This is a genomic window from Parabacteroides distasonis ATCC 8503, from assembly GCF_000012845.1.
Lineage (GTDB): Bacteria > Bacteroidota > Bacteroidia > Bacteroidales > Tannerellaceae > Parabacteroides > Parabacteroides distasonis.
In genome coordinates this window covers 126042-145000 of sequence record NC_009615.1, presented here as the reverse complement: position 1 = coordinate 145000, position 18959 = coordinate 126042, and the positions used below count along the sequence as shown (strand labels likewise).

At 49.2% G+C, this 18959-nt stretch carries 17 protein-coding genes, 2 tRNA genes and 2 rRNA genes (1 of these 21 only partly in view); 4 read left to right on the top strand and 17 right to left on the bottom strand.

What is annotated here, in order from left to right:
• The 17 genes from BDI_RS00670 to BDI_RS00595 all read right to left on the bottom strand — a co-directional run.
• Positions 1–692, bottom strand: a 23S ribosomal RNA gene (locus BDI_RS00670); it reaches 2188 nt to the left of the window's first position.
• Between the two features lie 106 nt (positions 693–798).
• A tRNA-Ala gene (locus BDI_RS00665) sits at positions 799–872 on the bottom strand.
• Between the two features lie 10 nt (positions 873–882).
• A tRNA-Ile gene (locus BDI_RS00660) sits at positions 883–956 on the bottom strand.
• Between the two features lie 149 nt (positions 957–1105).
• Positions 1106–2632: ribosomal RNA gene (locus tag BDI_RS00655) — 16S ribosomal RNA — on the bottom strand.
• Together the 16S and 23S rRNA genes with 2 tRNA genes alongside form the textbook arrangement of a ribosomal RNA operon.
• 489 nt (positions 2633–3121) lie before the next feature.
• Entirely contained in the window at positions 3122–3550 is a 429-nt protein-coding gene (locus BDI_RS00650) for a D-Ala-D-Ala carboxypeptidase family metallohydrolase (RefSeq protein ID WP_011965907.1), read from the bottom strand.
• Positions 3551–3564: 14 nt separating this feature from the next.
• On the bottom strand, positions 3565–3759 hold the full coding sequence (locus tag BDI_RS20665; protein ID WP_127908265.1) for a hypothetical protein: 195 nt from the start codon (positions 3757–3759) through the stop codon (positions 3565–3567).
• Positions 3749–4192, bottom strand: a complete 444-nt coding sequence (locus tag BDI_RS00645) for an HU family DNA-binding protein (protein WP_009276830.1) — start codon at positions 4190–4192, stop codon at positions 3749–3751. The genes BDI_RS20665 and BDI_RS00645 overlap by 11 nt, the downstream gene beginning before the upstream one ends.
• Positions 4193–4392: 200 nt before the next feature.
• Positions 4393–4875, bottom strand: a complete 483-nt coding sequence (locus BDI_RS00640; protein ID WP_011965906.1) for a hypothetical protein — start codon at positions 4873–4875, stop codon at positions 4393–4395.
• 322 nt (positions 4876–5197) lie between these two features.
• Positions 5198–6766 (bottom strand): polysaccharide biosynthesis protein, encoded by a 1569-nt coding sequence (locus BDI_RS00635; RefSeq protein ID WP_227742550.1) that lies wholly within the window; start codon positions 6764–6766, stop codon positions 5198–5200.
• 107 nt (positions 6767–6873) lie between these two features.
• On the bottom strand, positions 6874–8022 hold the full coding sequence (locus BDI_RS00630; protein ID WP_011965903.1) for a LegC family aminotransferase: 1149 nt from the start codon (positions 8020–8022) through the stop codon (positions 6874–6876).
• 11 nt (positions 8023–8033) lie between these two features.
• The gene (locus BDI_RS00625; protein ID WP_041525641.1) at positions 8034–9242 is read right to left on the bottom strand and encodes a polysaccharide biosynthesis protein; all 1209 of its coding nucleotides are present in this window, start codon (positions 9240–9242) and stop codon (positions 8034–8036) included.
• A gap of 67 nt (positions 9243–9309) precedes the next feature.
• Positions 9310–11778, bottom strand: coding sequence for a GumC family protein (locus tag BDI_RS00620; RefSeq protein WP_011965901.1), 2469 nt, complete (start codon positions 11776–11778; stop codon positions 9310–9312).
• Between the two features lie 37 nt (positions 11779–11815).
• Positions 11816–12613 (bottom strand): polysaccharide biosynthesis/export family protein, encoded by a 798-nt coding sequence (locus tag BDI_RS00615; RefSeq protein ID WP_011965900.1) that lies wholly within the window; start codon positions 12611–12613, stop codon positions 11816–11818.
• Between the two features lie 47 nt (positions 12614–12660).
• Positions 12661–13089 carry a BT0820 family HAD-type phosphatase gene (locus BDI_RS00610; RefSeq protein ID WP_005863166.1) on the bottom strand — a complete coding sequence of 143 codons (429 nt, stop codon included), beginning with the start codon at positions 13087–13089 and terminating at the stop codon, positions 12661–12663.
• 173 nt (positions 13090–13262) lie between these two features.
• Entirely contained in the window at positions 13263–13667 is a 405-nt protein-coding gene (locus BDI_RS00605) for a hypothetical protein (RefSeq protein ID WP_005857929.1), read from the bottom strand.
• A 5-nt stretch (positions 13668–13672) separates the two neighbouring features.
• Positions 13673–14785 carry a transcription termination/antitermination protein NusG gene (nusG, locus tag BDI_RS00600; RefSeq protein WP_011965899.1) on the bottom strand — a complete coding sequence of 371 codons (1113 nt, stop codon included), beginning with the start codon at positions 14783–14785 and terminating at the stop codon, positions 13673–13675.
• Between the two features lie 510 nt (positions 14786–15295).
• Entirely contained in the window at positions 15296–16228 is a 933-nt protein-coding gene (locus BDI_RS00595; protein ID WP_009276318.1) for a tyrosine-type recombinase/integrase, read from the bottom strand.
• A gap of 398 nt (positions 16229–16626) precedes the next feature.
• On the opposite strand from BDI_RS00595, the gene BDI_RS00590 reads away from it, so the two are divergent.
• From BDI_RS00590 to BDI_RS00575, 4 genes are all read left to right on the top strand, one after another.
• Positions 16627–17169 (top strand): lipocalin family protein, encoded by a 543-nt coding sequence (locus tag BDI_RS00590; RefSeq protein ID WP_011965897.1) that lies wholly within the window; start codon positions 16627–16629, stop codon positions 17167–17169.
• A gap of 81 nt (positions 17170–17250) precedes the next feature.
• Positions 17251–17673, top strand: a complete 423-nt coding sequence (mscL, locus tag BDI_RS00585; RefSeq protein ID WP_005855329.1) for a large-conductance mechanosensitive channel protein MscL — start codon at positions 17251–17253, stop codon at positions 17671–17673.
• A gap of 75 nt (positions 17674–17748) precedes the next feature.
• Complete coding sequence (locus tag BDI_RS00580) at positions 17749–17970, top strand: hypothetical protein (protein ID WP_005855327.1); 222 nt, start codon at positions 17749–17751, stop codon at positions 17968–17970.
• A gap of 142 nt (positions 17971–18112) precedes the next feature.
• The gene (locus BDI_RS00575) at positions 18113–18949 is read left to right on the top strand and encodes a head GIN domain-containing protein (protein ID WP_005855325.1); all 837 of its coding nucleotides are present in this window, start codon (positions 18113–18115) and stop codon (positions 18947–18949) included.
• Positions 18950–18959 lie beyond the last annotated feature (10 nt).

Below are 18959 nucleotides of genomic sequence, written 5' to 3'. Positions count from 1 at the left end.
CCCCGACTTGGCGCCCTGTTCAGACTCGCTTTCGCTTCGGCTCCGTACCTTAGGTACTTAACCTTGCCGGGGAAGGTAACTCGTAGGTTCATTATGCAAAAGGCACGCCGTCACGTCATTACGACGCTCCGACCGCTTGTAGGCAGACGGGTTCAGGGTCTATTTCACTCCCCTGCTCGGGGTTCTTTTCACCTTTCCCTCACGGTACTGGTTCGCTATCGGTCTCTCGGGAGTATTTAGCCTTACGGGATGGGCCCCGCTAATTCACGCAAGATTTCTCGTGCCCCGCGCTACTCAGGATGCCACTAGGCTTCGTAAGGGAGTCATGTACCGGGCTTTCACCGTCTATGGCCGACTTTTCCAAGTCGTTCCATTTCCCTTCCTTCTTGCCACGTCGTGGTCCTACAACCCCCGTGTCGCCTAGACGACATGGGTTTGGGCTCTTCCGTGTTCGCTCGCCACTACTTACGGAATCATTGTTTATTTTCTCCTCCTATGGGTACTTAGATGTTTCAGTTCCCCACGTTCGCCTCCCTTACGGGATGGCAGGCCTTCAGCCTGCCGGGTTGCCCCATTCGGATATCCCGGGATCAACGGCTATTTGCGCCTCCCCCGAGCTTTTCGCAGCTTATCACGTCCTTCGTCGCCTCCGAGAGCCAAGGCATCCACCGTCTGCCCTTGCTTACTTTCTCTCACCTCGTACTTTACGTACGGGTTGATATATCTTAAGCTCGCTCTACTTGTTTCTTCTTTTTGATGTCCAACATGTCAAAGATCCTCTTTCCCTCGCGGGATGTGTGGAGAATAACGGATTCGAACCGTTGACCCTCTGCGTGCAAAGCAGATGCTCTAGCCAGCTGAGCTAATCCCCCTCATTCGGAGTAGTCCCAGGCAGAGTTGAACTGCCGACCTCTACATTATCAGTGTAGCGCTCTAACCAACTGAGCTATAGGACTGTCAACTTTGCCAAGACTTACGTCCCAGCTTCATCTTTTTCTCTCCGACCGGCCTTCCGGTCATTGATCTATATAATAAACATAATCTCAACAGCAGCACAAGGGATCAATACCTCGTATGACCTCGGTACGGAATCCTGAAGCTCCAGAAAGGAGGTGTTCCAGCCGCACCTTCCGGTACGGCTACCTTGTTACGACTTAGCCCCAGTCACCAGTTTTACCCTAGGCCGATCCTTTCGGTTACGGACTTCAGGTACCCCCGGCTCCCATGGCTTGACGGGCGGTGTGTACAAGGCCCGGGAACGTATTCACCGCGCCATGGCTGATGCGCGATTACTAGCGAATCCAGCTTCACGGAGTCGGGTTGCAGACTCCGATCCGAACTGAGACGTGGTTTGGGGATTCGCTCCCTGTCGCCAGGTGGCCTCCCTTTGTCCACGCCATTGTAACACGTGTGTCGCCCCGGATGTAAGGGCCGTGCTGATTTGACGTCATCCCCGCCTTCCTCGCAGCTTACGCTGGCAGTCCCACCAGAGTCCTCAGCCTAACCTGTTAGTAACTAGTGGCAAGGGTTGCGCTCGTTATGGCACTTAAGCCGACACCTCACGGCACGAGCTGACGACAACCATGCAGCACCTCGCAAACGGCTATTGCTAGAAAAGGTGTTTCCACCTCGGTCCGAATGCGTTCAAACCCGGGTAAGGTTCCTCGCGTATCATCGAATTAAACCACATGTTCCTCCGCTTGTGCGGGCCCCCGTCAATTCCTTTGAGTTTCACCGTTGCCGGCGTACTCCCCAGGTGGATCACTTAACGCTTTCGCTGTGCCGCTTACAGTGTATCGCAAACAGCTAGTGATCATCGTTTACTGCGTGGACTACCAGGGTATCTAATCCTGTTTGATCCCCACGCTTTCGTGCATCAGCGTCAGTAATGGCTTGGCAGGCTGCCTTCGCAATCGGGGTTCTGCGTGATATCTATGCATTTCACCGCTACACCACGCATTCCGCCTGCCTCAAACATACTCAAGCCCCCCAGTTTCAACGGCAATTCTATGGTTGAGCCACAGACTTTCACCGCTGACTTAAAAGGCCGCCTACGCACCCTTTAAACCCAATAAATCCGGATAACGCTCGGATCCTCCGTATTACCGCGGCTGCTGGCACGGAGTTAGCCGATCCTTATTCATAAGGTACATACAAAACGGGACACGTCCCGCACTTTATTCCCTTATAAAAGAGGTTTACGATCCATAGAACCTTCATCCCTCACGCGACTTGGCTGGTTCAGCCTCTCGGCCATTGACCAATATTCCTCACTGCTGCCTCCCGTAGGAGTTTGGTCCGTGTCTCAGTACCAATGTGGGGGACCTTCCTCTCAGAACCCCTATCCATCGTCGGTTTGGTGGGCCGTTACCCCGCCAACTGCCTAATGGAACGCATGCCTATCTATCAGCGATGAATCTTTAGCAAATATTCCCATGCGGGATCCCTGCTTCATGCGGTATTAGTCCGACTTTCGCCGGGTTATCCCCCTCTGATAGGCAAGTTGCATACGCGTTACTCACCCGTGCGCCGGTCGCCGGCGGTGTATTGCTACACCCCGCTGCCCCTCGACTTGCATGTGTTAAGCCTGTCGCTAGCGTTCATCCTGAGCCAGGATCAAACTCTTCGTTGTTTAAATTGTTTCTTAATATCCTCGCTCCGGAATCCGTTTATCGTAGTCCAAAGTCATACTTCTTTTGACGGTATCGATCCGGAAAATTTCTTTTCCTAATACTTGTACTACTTGTTGAATTATGTAAATCTCTCAAAGAACCCTCTCGCTATCGTTTCTCGATTGCGGCTGCAAAGGTAAGGACTTTTTCTTAACCTCCAAATTTTTCGGTGAAAAATTTTCAAGTTTTTTTTCTCAAGCCAATCTCCGGGCGGTTGGAAATTATCGCTTGGCCCAGCCAACCTCATCCCCTACCCAAGGATACCTCCACGTTTCCATCATTTCTGAAGCGCCGTTCTCTCTCGAATGCGGGTGCAAAAGTAATGCTATAAAACATACGGTCCAAATTTATCGGGCATTATTTTTTAGGCTTTTTTTCAAGGCTTAACAAGTTATATAATGTACGTACGATAAAACACAATATATAGTATCCTTTTTTCCAAAATCCACTCATACCCCCTCCTCTTTAAATAAAATCTGTTTTCTGTTCACCCCATGTTTTTTTAATGAAAGATGTATGAATCCCTTCGTACGATAAAGGATCGCCTGATCAAAATTCAGGCGGCTTGCCACCAAGTCCTCCAATAGTCGGTTGCGGTCCACCGTGTAAATGTCTACCGCCTCCCCCTTCATATGTTGCGAGCTAGGGGCACCTCCCACCAATCGGTTTAACTCTTCGCTTCGATAGCCACTCATGATATACATAGGCTGTCGATGATATATACGCAAAGGTTCCAACAACCGCACCATTAGATTCCGTATCGCCGGTATTACCTCCGAAGGCAACGCATTATTAAGTCCAAGTTCCACCGCCATCGCACTATAAACAAACTCGTCCATACGAAAATGCTCTGTCAATCTCTTCTCATCCTTTTCCATCTTAACTCAAATTTTCAATCCTTAATTTTCAATTTATAAGAGTAGTCCACCCCAAACAGCGCGCCGGCAAACGTGCAGATCTCCCCAAATGCGACCAGTACGCTGTTATCTATCTCACCGGAAGGAGCCACCCAAAAACCACAGAACACTAAGGTAAGGCCGGCCACGCAAAGTAGCACGGCCATTACCAGTTGCACGTTAAATCTCACTCGGGCTATCACTATCAGAGCCACCAGCCTCCGCAGTGGTACCATCTTGGGAGATCCGTGAGTACTCCAGTGTCTTCTTCGTATCCTTCAACTCACCTCCCGGAGTGAAAATGATACGCGGCGGGCGCAGCATACTCGAATTGAAATCCTTTTTATCTGTTACACCATCACTGCTCACCGAGATCCGAAAACTCCCGAAATCGCCGAGCCTTACGATACGCCCCTCCTGAAGCTCCATATCCAACACGAAATTAAGGTTATCCAATACCGCCTTCACATCTGCCGACGACACCGTACTACGTGCCGAGATCAACTTACATAGCGTTTTCATACTAGAGGTACCATTCGTTTTCGACACCGCATAAAACTTTTTCTCTGAATCCTTCTCGCCCGGCTTCGACGGACGCAACACCAACTTAAAACCTTGTGCCATATCTTTTAATTTTTATGGTTATATACCCCTTATGGAGCACGACACAAAGGTAAGATGGCCCAGAAGAGACGAACGTTCGTAGTTTTATCCATCAAACAAGTAATATTCAACTAATTAAAAATAAAAAAAACCAAAAATACCTCTTTTCAAAGACAATAAAAACCTGCTATTCTTAACTAACATTCAAATCCATATCTCTTTTAAAACTCATCCGTCACCTCCCTCTTTCCAGCGAGCACCAAGACTGCTTCCGCAGAATGCCCCGCCTCTCGCAAATGAGAAGCCAAGCCACGCACCGAGCCCAGATAATCAAACCCCATCAACAGGCAAGAGGCTATTTCCAAGGAGGAAGGGGGAGTCTCACGATCCGTAAACTCCACAAGCTTCACTAGCTCCAACAAGAGTTCCGGACGAAATGGGGAATACAACAAATCACCACGCACCGTATACTTACGTATATAACACCGTTCGCACTCCCGGTCATGCTCCATATACTTCCGGATAAATTTACGGTACGCCCCGGGCATCTTCCTATAATAATCCCCATATCCCAAACTACACACATCCATTTTCCAAGACTCCCGCTCATCCGGCCCCAACGTTACCAAGAATGCGTCAAAATTCTTCACCGTGGGCTTATGCCCCAATCTCTCTCTCAAACGCTCATAGATCTTTTTCATCATGCGAACGCAGGGGGAATGTTTATCCCTGCGCCGCATATGGCCGGACACCGTACTTACATACGGATTTTCAAATACATATATAAAAACAGAACCGGCCTTCTAAATCCCTTTACGGGAAAAGAAGACCGGTACAAAACCTTGACCTTATATCGATTCTACAAAATCTCTATCATCCTATCTTTTCATCACAAAACCTACATGGTTCTTTCTCTTTTCTTGCAAATGCCTCTGGGGAGGCTCTTCTTTTTTGACGCTATATTTAAATCAACATTAATAGCATAGGCCCTCACGGATAAATCCATAATTTACTTTTTATTTCGCTCTATTCATCCAACACCTCATATTTAGAATGCTGGCTCTTGAACTCAGGAACAATCTCCTTCATCCGCTTCACGATCTGCATATCCCCCTCCACGGCACAAGCATGTACCAAGGCATCAATCCGCAGATTGGCGTCAGCATAGTCATACGCACGGACTTGGGCGATCTTGATCTTCGGATGAAAAGTAGGCTTGGAGGTCTCCTCCTCATTGAGTACCTCCTCATACAACTTCTCCCCGTCTCGCAATCCCGTGAACCGGATCTCGATTCCCTTCACCCCGCTCAGACGAATCATCCGCTCAGCCAGATCCACGATCCGTACAGGTTTACCCATATCGAACACGAAGATCTCTCCCCCATTACCCATCGTACCGGCCTCTAGGACCAGCTTACAAGCCTCCGGTATCAGCATGAAGAAACGAATGATATCCTTGTGCGTCACCGTCACCGGACCGCCCCGCTTGATCTGCTCCTTGAATAACGGGATCACGGAACCATTCGATCCCAGCACATTGCCGAAACGAGTCGTCACGAATTGCGTGCGACCGCTCACCTTCCCATCCTTGATGGCTTGATCCAAGCTCTGCACGTAGATCTCGCAAATACGTTTCGAGCAGCCCATCACGTTCGTGGGATTCACCGCTTTGTCGGTCGATACCATAACGAACTTCCTCGTGCCATATTTCACCGCCAAGTCTGCGATCACCCGGGTACCGTCCACGTTGTTGCGGACACTCTCCTCCGGATTATCCTCCATCATAGGTACATGCTTGTAAGCCGCGGCATGAAACACGTAATCCGGACGATGCTCCTCGAACAGCTCCTCCATGCGTTCACGCACACAAATATCGCTCACAACCGTATAGGATTCTATATCCGGCCACCCACGAGCCATCATCAAGCGGACATCGTGTAAGGGAGTCTCCGCCTGATCTATCAAGACCATACGTTCCGGGGCGAACTGGGCTACCTGCCGCACGATCTCGCTACCGATACTCCCGGCGGCTCCTGTTATCAGAATCCGCTTACCGGTAAGCTGCTTCCTCACAGCCTCCAAGTCTATCTCGATCTTATCACGGGGCAATAAATCCTCTATATTCACCTCCCTCAGCTGGGTATGGCTCAAGTCGCTCCTCCCGTCCCACTCTTGGGCGGCAGGAGTCATATAGATCTTTATATTTGCCTTGATCAGCCTATCCACCATCTCCTGATTATTCCGGATCGCCTCAACCTTTAAGGGAGATACCAACAAAACATCGGCTTGCAGCCTTCTCATCACACCAATCAAATCCTCGTTATTCGGATAAACCTTGACTCCCATTAAATACCGATTCCCTATCTCTGTCAGATCCGAGATAAACCCTGCCAGTACAAACCGGGCCGGATCTTGATTCTGGATACTCTTCGCCAAACTCACCCCACCTTGCTTCACGCCATAGATAAAGGCTCGTTCCGCCTTAGCCACACGAAAAGTACTTACATAAAAATATTTCACGAACACACGCATCATCCACATCAAGCTCATAGCCAACAACGCAGAGAGAATCAGATCCCGTTTACGGATATACATCAAATAAGGAGAGCATTCATTCTTCAAACTGTTCTTTTGAATATTAAAAAACAATATCCTCAAATTGGTCTATAAGACCAATACGTTTTCTTTTTGATTATGCATCTTTACAATCTCACACTACTTGGTATATTCACTACCCGATCCGCAAACCAGATGGTGTTCTCCAATCCATCATTCTCGCATTTCTCAAACATCGGCAAGCGGTTCATCAATTCCCAAATGGGACGTGTCATGATTCCATGGTCGTTGGTATATTCCAAAAATTCAAGTTGCGCCTTCTTATCTCTCAGGATGACCACATTCAACCAATAATTGGAATAACTATCCTCCGGCTCCTCGAAGAAATCAATATCCGGTATATCCTTAAAGAAGTCCGCATATTCCTGAGCCACTTTCCGCTTGCTGGCCACAAACTCATCCAAATGCTCCAACTGGGCACAACCAAGAGCCGCATTGATGTTTGGCATACGATAGTTATAACCTATATGATCATGACAGAACTCCCAGCGGTGAGGAACCTTTGCCTGAGTCGTGATGTGCTTGGCCAGCTTACCCATTTCCTCGTCTTGGAATAACATCATCCCACCGCCTCCGGTCGTAATGGTCTTGTTCCCGTTGAAACTAATGGCCCCAACCTTACCGAAGATACCGGTATGTCGTCCCTTATAAAGGCTTCCGATACTTTCCGCCGCATCTTCCACCAGTTCTATATGCCACTCCCGGCAAACATCCACCAACTCATCCAGCTTAACCGGATGTCCGAAAGTATGCATAGGAACACATGCTTTCACCCGTCTGCCCGTACGCTTGTTATGACAAACACCATTCTTTAACTTTGCGTTCTTCTCTAACCAAACTCGCAACGCTTGGGGAGAAAGTCCCATCGTCTCCCGATCCACGTCAATAAAAACAGGGTGAGCGCCGATATAGCTAAGCGCATTACAAGTAGCGACGAAGGTCAAGGCTTGGGTAAGCACCTCGTCATCCCGCTCAACCCCGACAAGAAGCAAAGACATATGGAGAGCGTTCGTTCCACTGACACAGACCACCGCTTTCTTAGCCCCTGTATAACGGGCCATCTCCTCCTCGAAACGGTCTACGAATTTGCCAACGCTTGAGACAAATGTCGTATCAATACATTCGTTCAGGTATTTCTTCTCATTACCTATGAACTTAGGCACACTCAAGGGAACGAACTCCAAGCTGCCATACATCTCGTGGATAAAGTCCACGACTCTCGCATAATCAGACATATCTTGATTCCTTACATTTTTTGATCCAGATTTTTCCCCTTCTCCTCATGTTCGAAATGAGGGATGAAACGTTGGATAGCCTTCACGACCTCCTCTTTCGTGAAAGAGGGACTGGCGAAGATGGATTCCAATTCAACGAAGAACGCATCGATCTCCTTCAACGGCCGTTTTTGTACCTCCTCTATAACTCCAAGGCTACTAAAGCGATCCATGTTCAATCTCTCGCCCGGGACATAGAATTCCTCGTATGCCTTTTCACCGGTCGTATCCGAGCCAAAATAAACGACAGGATATTCCTTATTGTCGAATGGCATATCCGCAGCAAAGTGTTTTGCTTCTTCATCCGAAGAAAAGACTTTCTTTTGACATCCCATTGACTCGACATACTTATCGCATATGGAAGAGAAAGTTAGCATCTGCTCCTCCCCCAGTTTCGGGAAAAAGATCTCACCATTACGGCCAAGGACACAGGCTAACATACAAATCTGGCCGGATTCCTCTGGCGAGACGAAATAACGCTTCACGTCATTCGGAGCTGCAAGAGGCTGTTTCTTCATGACACGGTGTATCCATCCATTGGGCAATGAGCCATTCGAAAAAGCGACATTCGCAAAACGGGCGGTAGTGACCTTAAACCTCGAGGTATAGGCCATTATCATATCTTCCATAATCCGTTTACTCGCTCCCATGATGTTCACAGGGTTTGCGGCCTTGTCAGTCGAGACACAAAAGAAATGCTTGGGAGGGTAAACGGAGAGAAGATCAAGAAAGCGTTTTGCTTTTATATCATTGTTCTCAATGAGTGCTTGCACGCTATATTTGTCCTTCTCGCTGCGCACATGCTTGTGGGCCGAGAAATTTGCGACAATGTCAAATCCCTTCTCCTCACGGAAAATACGCTCAAAGATAGGATCGGCAAAACTCAACGTATAAGCTCTATATTCTTCCGGGACATACATTCCTTCAGTGCTGCGGAGATCGCGGGTAAGTTCTGCCAGTCCATTCTCATTCAAATCTACCACCACCAATTTGGATGGCTTGAAAGGGAGCATCGCTTTTATAAAAGATGAACCGATAGACCCAGCTCCTCCTATCACTAAAAGACTTTTTCCTTCAATCTCTTTTGAAAGAGTCTCTCTATTATTCTCAATATCGGCGGCAAACATACTTTCCGCACGATGAGTTACGTTGTCCGCTATAAAATTACCTAGGTTTAGCATCATGATATATATAGTAAACGTCCGAAAATTGTTATTTTTATGATTAGTTATAAAGGGTACAGTACTACTATTTTCTTGAGGATGCCTCGAAACCATAGCCATAGCCGTAGCCATAACCGTATCCCTTGCCGTAGCCGTATTTCTTGCCGTAGCCGTATTTCTTGCCGTAACCATAACCGTAGCTGTTCTTGCGCTTCGTCATGTCCAAGCCATTGATCACCGTCGCGAGCTTCGGGAACTTTCGCTCACGCCGCAACACGTTGATGTAGCTGAAACCGGCCTTCGGTGTCACGTCCGCACGGCAGACGTACACGCACATGTCGGCCACACGGCCGATGATCGCCGTGTCCGTAACCATGCCGATAGGGGCCGTATCCAAGATGACATAGTCGTACCGTTCCTTCAACCGGGCGATAGCCCTCTCCAGCACGTCACGGGCGACCAGCTCCGTCGGGTTCGGGGGGATAGGACCGCCCGGGAGGATATCGAGGTTAGGGCTGATATCGGATCGCTGGACCATGTCGAACAACTCCACGTGATCCGGGTCGCTAAGGTAGTTCGTGATGCCCTCCATCTTACGGGAGATATTGAACACCTTGTTCAGGCCCGGCTTGCGGATGTCCATGCCGACCACCACCACCCTCTTGCCCAAGTAAGCCAAGCTCACCGCCAAGTTGCCAGCGACGAAAGACTTGCCCTCGCCCGGTTGCGTGGAGCTGAAAAGGATCACACGCTCGTCCTTGCCTAGCATGAACAAGAGGTTCGTGCGCAACCCCCGGAACATCTCCTCCATCAGGTCGTTCTTGTTCTCACGCACCACGATCGAGCCCTCACCCGTCTTCTTGACCAACGGGAGCTCCGCCAAGATAGCCACGCCCGTGATCGCCTCGACGTCCTCACGGTTCTCGATCTTGTATTTCAACAGGTCATGAAGGTAGACAATGCCCACCGGGATCGCCAGGCCCAAGATCAACGCCGCAAGCATGAAAACCATCCTCTTCGGGGCGACAGGACGCTCATCGGCGAGCGGCTCCTCGATGATGCGGCCGTTGTTTGCCGTGGCTGCCAGCGTGATGGCGTTCTCCTCACGCTTCTGCAACAGCATGACGTACAACGTGGCCTTGATCTCCTGCTGGCGGGAGATCGTCATGAACTCCTTCTCCTGCCTCGGGGCGTCGCTGATGCGGCTCTCGAACTTGCTCGCCTGACGGTCGATGTCCGCCTTGGCGATCTGGAGACCCTTCAAGACACTGTTCACCGTCGTCCTCACGTTGCGGCGCATAGCCTCGATGCCGGCGTTCATGTTGATGATGGCCGGGTTGCTGTCCGAAGAGGTGCGCAACAGGCGCTTGCGCTCGATGATCATCGTGTTGTACTGGTCGATGACAGAGGTGAGGTTTTGATCCCGCAGGCCCACGTTGGCAGGGATCACCTCGTCCATGTTCGCAGGATCGTCGATATAATTGCGGAGATACTGCACCAAGTTGATCTGCGTGGCGTTCTCCGTACGTTGTTGCTCATACCTCGAGCTTTCCTGCAAAGCCATCTGGGCGTCGCTCGTCAAATTCGTCAGGCCGGAGCGTTGCTTGAAGGCAGCGAGCTCGCTCTCCGTAGTGCCCAGCTCGCCGTTGATGATGCCGATGCGCTCCTCGATGAACTCAGCCGTCTTCTGCGCCACCTCGTTCTTCTCGTCGTTGGCGTCCTGGTTGTAGAACGACACCAAGCGATTGATGAAGTCCACGCCTCGTCGCCTCACCGTGTTCCTCAAGGATACCTTGGCGATCGTCGTCGTCTTGGACGAGGGTGTCACGCTCAACTCCTTGCCGTAAGCCTCGGCAGTGGACGTGGGCGTATGGACGTGGGCCACCAGCTCGATCTCCCCGCCCTCCAACTCGGGTATGGAATCCATGCCCGTGAAACTGAAAACCCCCACGGGGGTGGGCAATATGGCGGGGAGCCTGTCGAAGCCCTGCTCCATCGTCTCCTCGTCACCCTCCTTGTCGATCTTGTACTCCGCTCTCACCGTTAGCTGACCCTCCTTCGTGTAGCGCATGCGCAGCTCGACGGGGGCCACCAGACGGTCCGCCTCCTCGGGGGTGATGAACACGTTAACGGGGGAGTTCTTGTATAACGGGGGGTTGAAGCCCAAGGCGTTCGACTCCTCCATGTCGATATATAGGCCCATGTCACTCACCACCTTCTTGATCAACGTGCGGGACCTCAGGATCTCGACCTCGTTGTCGAAGTTGCTCGTCATCGAGAGCATGCCGAGGTCCTGTATGGCGGCAAGGCCGCTGGCGGCGTTAGCCCCCTTCTTCTCGTCCTCCTTGATCAGCACCGACGACGTGACGTTATACACCGGCGTCTGGTAACGCAGGAACACGTACATGCCGATACAACAGGCCAGCACGCTCGCCACGAACCAAGGCCAATAAACCATATACTTGAAAAACACGGCGTAAAGATTGATCTCACGATCCTCCCCCTCCGGATTGTTATTATTATTATTGCTTGTATTTATACCATCGTCCACCATCTCTCTAAATTTTCAATTCTCAATTCTCTATTTTCAATTATTTAAGTATGTTCACCAACAGGCCGGCGATCGAGACCAAGATCGAGATCGAGCTCACCCACAACGTCGTGCTGTTACCGATATCGGAGTTCTTCGCCTTCGTCTCGTTCGGCGTGACATAAAGGATGTCGTTCTGTTTCAAATAATAATACGGGGAGGTCACGATTCCGGCGTTGTTCAGGTCAAGGTTGATGATCTTGCGCTTCCCGCTCTCGTCCTCGCGGATCAGCTTCACGTTGTCACGTACGCCGTAGATCGTCATGTCGCCGGCCATCGCCAACGCCTCCAGAACGTTCACCTTCTCGTTCCCGATCGTGAAGCTGCCCGGACGGGCCACCTCGCCCAAGACCGAGATCTTGTAGTTCGCCATGCGCACCGTCACGATGGGCGCCTCCTTCAAGTAAGGCCTCAATCTCTCACGGATCAGGCTCTCCGCCTCGTTCTTCGTCAAGCCGCCGACCCTCAGCGTACCGATCACAGGGAAGTCGATCTCGCCGGAGTTGTTCACGAGGTATTGCTGCAACGTGGGTTGCGTCGTCGTGTTGATGTTCGTCAGGGCCGCGTTCAACGGGGTCTGCACCGTCAGGTTGAACGGGGCCGCCGCCTGAGGGTCCGTCGTGTTGACCGTGATGCTCAACAGGTCCTTCGGCATGATCTTGGCGTCATACAGGGGAAGCGTCCCCTCGAAATCGTTCACCGCCTCCGGGTTCTGGAGGTAGGGCACGTTCTTGTAGGACGTGCACGCCGCCAGCAAAAGGGGCAGCGAGAATAGGAACAGTAGTCTTTTGATCTTCATATTATTTTGTTATCGTTTTTATTTCTTTAAACACGGATGACACGGACTTAACGGAAAAGGCGGGACAGGAAACCTTTGGGTTTCTCCGGCTCGTATTCCGACTCGTATTTACGCGTCAAGTCCTCATAGCTCAGTCCCTTGGTCACCATCTCGTAGATCGTGCCCCAGTCCGGGAGGCCGCCGAGGTTGCGGTCGTCGATGAAAACGTCCGCCTTCAGCTTGCGGGAGAAGTGGTTGTTCCGGTCTCTCTCCTCCTCCGGGTAGTCACGGTTCACCGCGTAGAACTCCAAGCCACGCTCACGGCAGAAGGACAACGCCTCCTCCAAGAGCCCGCCCTCACGGACCGTCCAAAGGATCAGCTTATGCCGATCCGATTGCAATTTCCTCAACGTCTCGATGGCGAAAGGAAGCTCACGACCGATCGCCGGATACTTGTGCTCGACGATCGTACCGTCGAAATCTACCGCTATTATCATCTCTTTAATTCTCAATTTTCAATTCTCAATTATAAAAGGGCCGGACCACCGGACGGCCGGAGTGGTATATGTTAAAGCGGGGTCAGCCTATCGGCCAAAGCCAAGGGGTCTCCTAGCCGCTAGAGACGGCCATTGCCATCCGGGGGATCCGACCGTTTCTTTTCTGCCCTTATCTAATTCTCGCTTAACCGGGGCAAGCCCTCCACCTCGCCGGCGTGCCATTCACGGTAGTCCGCCAAGGGAAACCCGGGGACGGTCAATAGCTTGTAATCCGACCCGTCTCTTCTCAAGATATGCTTGCGGGTATATGAGCGGAGCGAGCGATCCGTAACGGACACCATCACGATCGGGAACGGGTAGGCGAACAGGCGCAACGGAGTGGTCTCGCTATCCGGGAACGCACGATGCAGCTGGTAGGCCGAACGCTCGAACGCTACCCAGTAGGGACCCGTGCAATACAGGTGTATTGAGTTTCGGTTCGCACGCTCACGATCCATGATCTCTGTCAAACGCTCACGCAACAGGTTCATCAGCCGGATGCCCGAAGGGACGCCGCATGTCTCTCTCTCTTCTCTCATATCTTTTATTCATCGCCGTTCCCGTGCCCGAACCAGCGGTCGTAATCCCGTAAACGACGTATCAACACGGACTTGCTCCTCTTGGGCGAGGCCTCCTCCATCCAAGGGCCAACCAGCTCGTGCGCCATGCGCTGGTAGAGGCTGCTGTCCGTACAGCCGTACAGCGTGACCAGCAACAAGGCACGGGATTGCGGCGCTTTTATCACCGGGAGCATGCTGCGCATCGTGGAGAGCAAACGATCGAACTCATCCGACTCGCCCAAAAGCAGATAGGCTGGAAGGAGCAAAGAGTAAAGCTTGCAACGGATCACGTCGGTCTCACCACGGAGAGAGGCGTAGCCACGCAGGACCTCACGGGCCAGACGGGCATCCTCATCCACTACCACGCCAGAGGCGTGGTAACGGCCCAAGGCCCCGTGCAAGCCCTCCGACAGACGGTCGTTGTCCAAATGGGTATACACGTGCTTGCCCCCCGTGTTCAGCTCGATCAACTCGTACTCCCCAGCTCTCACCTCGAACAAGGGGACCCACAGACAGTCGAGGATACGCACCATCACGTCCTTATGCCCACCGCCCGGCTGCACCACCACCTCCGCCTCCATGTCGGTAAAAGGGCCGGAGGTGATACGCACACGGTCGCCTTTCAACAAGCGGCCGCTATCTGGCACGTATACGGGAAGCTCGTTGGAGTAAGAAGCCGCGACCCAACGCAAGGTATCCATCTCACGATCCGAGAGGTACGGGAAATAAGACCGCCCGCCGGAGGAAACCCGGGGGAGGAAATTATACAGGGGAAGCGTACGCTTCAGGCTAAAGATCTCGTTCTCCGAGGCGTGGACGAACACGTAGTTGTACAGCAGGGGCCGTTTCGTGTTGACCATCTTGCCGCCCACCTTCCTCGCCTCGACATACGAGGGGGAGAAATACTCGAACAAGGCCTCCCCACGACGCTCACGGCGGGAAAGCTCAGCGTCCAGCCCCTTCGAGGGGCTGATCCTGTCACGCCCGCCACCGGCGGTAGGGAGCGTGAGCACGTACCAGCGGACGGCCTCCTGGTCACGTCGCTTCAGAACATGCGCCATGAACCTATCCGAGCACTTGCCTGTTAATATATCCATCTCTATGATTATCTTTTCCAGTGGTTATCCCATGGTCCGAAAACAGACCCCACGGCAATTCAGAGCCCTACCAAGAATCTTTTATATTATCTTGATAAACAGTACTTTATATTTTTAAATGTGGCATTACTGAAAATTACCATCTCTTGAAATCTTAGGCTACTTGGGGAGTAGCCTAAAAGGTGCGAGAACGGTTATCACCCGGTTGTAGAGACGGGGCGTGCCCCGTCTCCCACTGTCTGATAGTATCTTTAAGTTACCATTTGGAGGGGATGAGACGGGGCACGCCCCGTCTCTACAGGAATGTATGTTCGATTTTTTAGAAGGGACGTGATGATGTAGGAAATACGAGATCATTTCGTCTCTATTGCCATGTCTATACACTAGGAATAAGAACGAAGATTTAAGGAGAATCAAGGCCGGAGCACAAACTAAAACTAATGATTGCTTGTTATTTGCTATTTTTTGCTACATTTGCACCGTGAAATGAACGCTACTCCCCAAGTAGCCTCACCCCACCTCTGGCATATAATTATATACATTCTCAAAGCAAGACTTATTTACCACCGTCATTTTCTCCAACGAGAAACTTCTCAGATAAATCTGGGTTGTCTTGATGGATTTATGCCCCAATAACTCGCTGATCATCTCAATGGGGACATTTTGCTCCTTCAATGCCATGGCAAAAGAATGACGGATCGTGTAGGAAGTCACATCCGAGGCTATTCCGGCAACCTCCTTCAACGTCTTCAAGTTCCGGTTAAACCGGGACAAGGCCGCATTGTACTCGAGATATTCCTCATGGCCGTTCTTCGTCCCACTTAAAAAGGGAAATAAATAGCCGGAGCCTCCACCCCTCTCACCTGCCAGCTCCTTATACATAGCCTCCGCCGTATCCAAGACCTCCAACCGCATAGAGGTCCCGGTCTTCTGGCGATTGTAATCCAATATGCCGTTCTTGATATTACCCCTATTCAAATGGGCGAAATCAACGAACGACATCCCCCCATATTGAAACATCAAGCAAAGCGTCAGCTGTGTCTTCCTCAACTTCTCTCCTTTTACCGGGACAGTCATCAGGCGATTCAAATCCCCCAGAGGCAAGGATTTCTTGCGCTGGCTTTCCACACCCGTAAAAACCCCCTTGAATAAAGAGGGGATAAACGCCGCCTCGCCATTCTCCACCGCCTTGTTATAGATACAACGCAAACGGCGGATATACGTGGAGACCGTATTACGCATGCAGCCTTTCTCCAACAAATAAGCCTCGTACCGGCGAAGAGTATCCTTATTTATATATGTATATGGGATACGATCCGTCCCGCTATACCGTATAAAAGAGTTCATCGCATCCTGATAACTTTTCGCCGAGGAATACCGTCCTTCCTTTTGTAACAGACTTATATACTCTCGCATCCCTTCCACCAAATCTTTCTCATCCATATCTCTCTATTTTAAATTCCAATTGAAAACAAACACGCAAAGTTAGACATCTTGACGATTACTAACTCTCAAACAAGCATTTACAATTAAAACATCTTCATATATTTTTTTCACTGTAAAGAGTCATTTATTTCATAGTTATGACTTTTTATTTCATAGTTATGATTTGGAAAAATCATAACTATGAAATTTTCAATACAAAAAAACATATAAAAACGTGGATCTAAATCTATCGTCCGAAAATGCCACAACTACGAATTTCTCACTTCAGACAGGATAGAAATTTCAAATTAAAAGTTAAAGCACAGATTGTCGAAAAAATAAAAATCCTAAAATATGAACGTTTTCAAACTTTTTAGAGGCTCTCTATGTTTATTATGAGATAAAAATAAAAACCTATGCGATTTAAACTAATAGGCCTCATCTGTCTTATAATGCAGTGTAATTTATCTTGCACTCAACACATTATAAACAAAGAAACCGTCCAGACTTTGGATTTACACCGCTATATGGGGAAATGGTTTGAAATAGCACGCTTTGATCATCGCTTTGAGCATAATCTCGTAGGGGCTACCGTGGAATACTCATTTCTCCCGAATGGAGATATAGAAGTTGTTAACAGCGGATATTGGGGTAATTTTTCCGGTTCCTTCAAACGAGCGAAAGATATAGCCAAAATAACAGATCCTACGTGTCCTAGTAAATTAAAAGTGTGTTTCTTTATGCGGTTCTACGCCGAGTACAACATTATGGAAATTGACGAGGATAATTACTCATACGCTCTCGTAGGCAGTAATACCTCAGACTATTTATGGCTACTTAGTCGTACGCCTACACTCCCTGAAGAGGCTATTCTCTTTTTATTGACTAAGGCCAAAGAAAGAGGATATAACACATCAATGCTCAAATGGGTCAAACAAAAACATGAAAATCAAAAATAATTTCTTCAAATTTCGCTATAAGCATTGAAAATATTCAACTTATGGCTAATTTTGTTGTTATAATATAAAAAGCGTTGTTTTATGAAAAAAATATTACAAGAGTTTAAGCAGTTCGCCATGCGAGGTAACGTAGTGGACATGGCGGTAGGTATCATTATCGGTGGTGCCTTTGGAAAGATCGTATCTTCTATCGTAGCGGATCTGATCATGCCGGCGGTAGGTTTACTTGTAGGTGGCGTCAATTTCACGGATTTAAAAATCACCTTGAAGCACGCTGTAATGGAGGGAGACAAGGTGATCTCTCCGGCGGTCTCCATTAACTACGGAAATTTCATACAAGTGACACTGGATTTTATAATCATTGCTTTCGCCGTCTTTTTACTTGTCAAAGGCGTTAATGCTTTAAGCAAGAAGAAGGAAGAAGCCCCGAAAGCTCCGGTCGCTCCCCCTGCGGATATCCAATTACTTACCGAGATTAGGGATTTACTGAAAAATAACAAATAAACACCAACCTTATCGGTTGACTTGCTGTTTCATAATTACAAAAAATAATGTTTTAACTCATAAAAAGTAGTAGTTATGAAAAATGTATTATTCGGTTTAGCCGTAGGTGTAGTTGTTGGTTACGTACTTCGCAGGATGGAAGATCAAGGACAGTTCGAATGTCTGGAGAACGAACTCCACGGTCTTACAGATAAGGCGAAGAAAAAAGTAAAGGACGTGGTAGACACGGGTAAAAATCAAGTCGAATACGTCAAAGACAGAGTAGAACATATGGTTGAAAAACCTAAAAGTAATTAATCTACCTCCCTGTTATTAGGGTAAGAAAAAGAAGCTATCACAAAGAAAGTCAATGATAGCTTCTTTTTTTTCATTTTAGATGTAACGTTTTTTCAACTCCATTCGTCTTATAAGAAAAGAGTATAAATTAATTACACTTCATATGAGAACAAGAATGATGGCCTTATTTGCGTTGATCGCTTTTTGCGCAATGCCTATCGAGGCGAAGAAAGTAAAAGGAAATGGGGATATTATCACGAAAGAAATCTCCGTCAGAGACTATTCAGCGATAAAAGTCGGCTCAACCGCCATGGGGTATAGCGACAGTTGGTTCAGCCTATTCAGCCGTGGGGGAAATCCGTCGTACGTTTTCGGATATACGCAAGGAGAATCAGCGTCCTTACGAATCACGATCGACGAGAACTTATATCCTTATATAAACGTTCAAGTAAAAAACGAAGAACTTTCAATCTCCACAGAGAATGGTACACAATTAAGCCCTACCCGATTTAAAATAGAGGGCACTTCCAAGAAGCTGGAAAAAATCAAGATGTCCGGTTGTATGGATTTTGTCCTGAGAAGCGCTTTATCCGGAGATGATCTGGAAATTATAGCGACAAGGGGTAGCGACGTGAAAATGGAGCAGCCAATCAACGTATCCAATTGCATAATTGAGGCGACCAGCGGTAGCGATATCATCATCAACGATCTTACTACCCGAATAATACGAGGCCGTGCCAGCGGAGGTAGCGATCTCAAGCTTACGGGAAAAGCGGAGAACGGCGAATATTCCGCCTCAGGTGGCTCCGATATCAAGGCTTATGATCTTATCTTAAACCAGTTGGAATGTTCCGCCAGTGGTGGCTCCGATATTTATACACACGTAACCGATTATATCAAGGCTTCGGCAAGCGGAGGTAGTGATGTACATTACAAAGGTTCGGCAAGATCGGATACATCCACTTCCGGAGGAAGCGATATTATAAAAGAGGGTAATTAATACCCTCTTT

What these genes read in the sequence shown, in the direction of transcription:
- BDI_RS00630 (WP_011965903.1), bottom strand. Translation starts at nt 8,022, where the DNA reads ATGTCTGATTATGCGAGAGTCGTGGACTTTATCCACGAGATGTATGGC.
- mscL (WP_005855329.1), top strand. Translation starts at nt 17,251, where the DNA reads ATGAAAAAAATATTACAAGAGTTTAAGCAGTTCGCCATGCGAGGTAAC.
- BDI_RS00650 (WP_011965907.1), bottom strand. Translation starts at nt 3,550, where the DNA reads ATGGAAAAGGATGAGAAGAGATTGACAGAGCATTTTCGTATGGACGAG.
- BDI_RS00615 (WP_011965900.1), bottom strand. Translation starts at nt 12,613, where the DNA reads ATGAAGATCAAAAGACTACTGTTCCTATTCTCGCTGCCCCTTTTGCTG.
- BDI_RS00575 (WP_005855325.1), top strand. Translation starts at nt 18,113, where the DNA reads ATGAGAACAAGAATGATGGCCTTATTTGCGTTGATCGCTTTTTGCGCA.
- BDI_RS00635 (WP_227742550.1), bottom strand. Translation starts at nt 6,766, where the DNA reads ATGTATATCCGTAAACGGGATCTGATTCTCTCTGCGTTGTTGGCTATG.
- BDI_RS00610 (WP_005863166.1), bottom strand. Translation starts at nt 13,089, where the DNA reads ATGATAATAGCGGTAGATTTCGACGGTACGATCGTCGAGCACAAGTAT.
- BDI_RS00645 (WP_009276830.1), bottom strand. Translation starts at nt 4,192, where the DNA reads ATGGCACAAGGTTTTAAGTTGGTGTTGCGTCCGTCGAAGCCGGGCGAG.
- BDI_RS00620 (WP_011965901.1), bottom strand. Translation starts at nt 11,778, where the DNA reads ATGGTGGACGATGGTATAAATACAAGCAATAATAATAATAACAATCCG.
- BDI_RS00605 (WP_005857929.1), bottom strand. Translation starts at nt 13,667, where the DNA reads ATGAGAGAAGAGAGAGAGACATGCGGCGTCCCTTCGGGCATCCGGCTG.
- BDI_RS00590 (WP_011965897.1), top strand. Translation starts at nt 16,627, where the DNA reads ATGCGATTTAAACTAATAGGCCTCATCTGTCTTATAATGCAGTGTAAT.
- BDI_RS00625 (WP_041525641.1), bottom strand. Translation starts at nt 9,242, where the DNA reads ATGCTAAACCTAGGTAATTTTATAGCGGACAACGTAACTCATCGTGCG.
- BDI_RS00640 (WP_011965906.1), bottom strand. Translation starts at nt 4,875, where the DNA reads ATGATGAAAAAGATCTATGAGCGTTTGAGAGAGAGATTGGGGCATAAG.
- nusG (WP_011965899.1), bottom strand. Translation starts at nt 14,785, where the DNA reads ATGGATATATTAACAGGCAAGTGCTCGGATAGGTTCATGGCGCATGTT.
- BDI_RS00595 (WP_009276318.1), bottom strand. Translation starts at nt 16,228, where the DNA reads ATGGATGAGAAAGATTTGGTGGAAGGGATGCGAGAGTATATAAGTCTG.
- BDI_RS00580 (WP_005855327.1), top strand. Translation starts at nt 17,749, where the DNA reads ATGAAAAATGTATTATTCGGTTTAGCCGTAGGTGTAGTTGTTGGTTAC.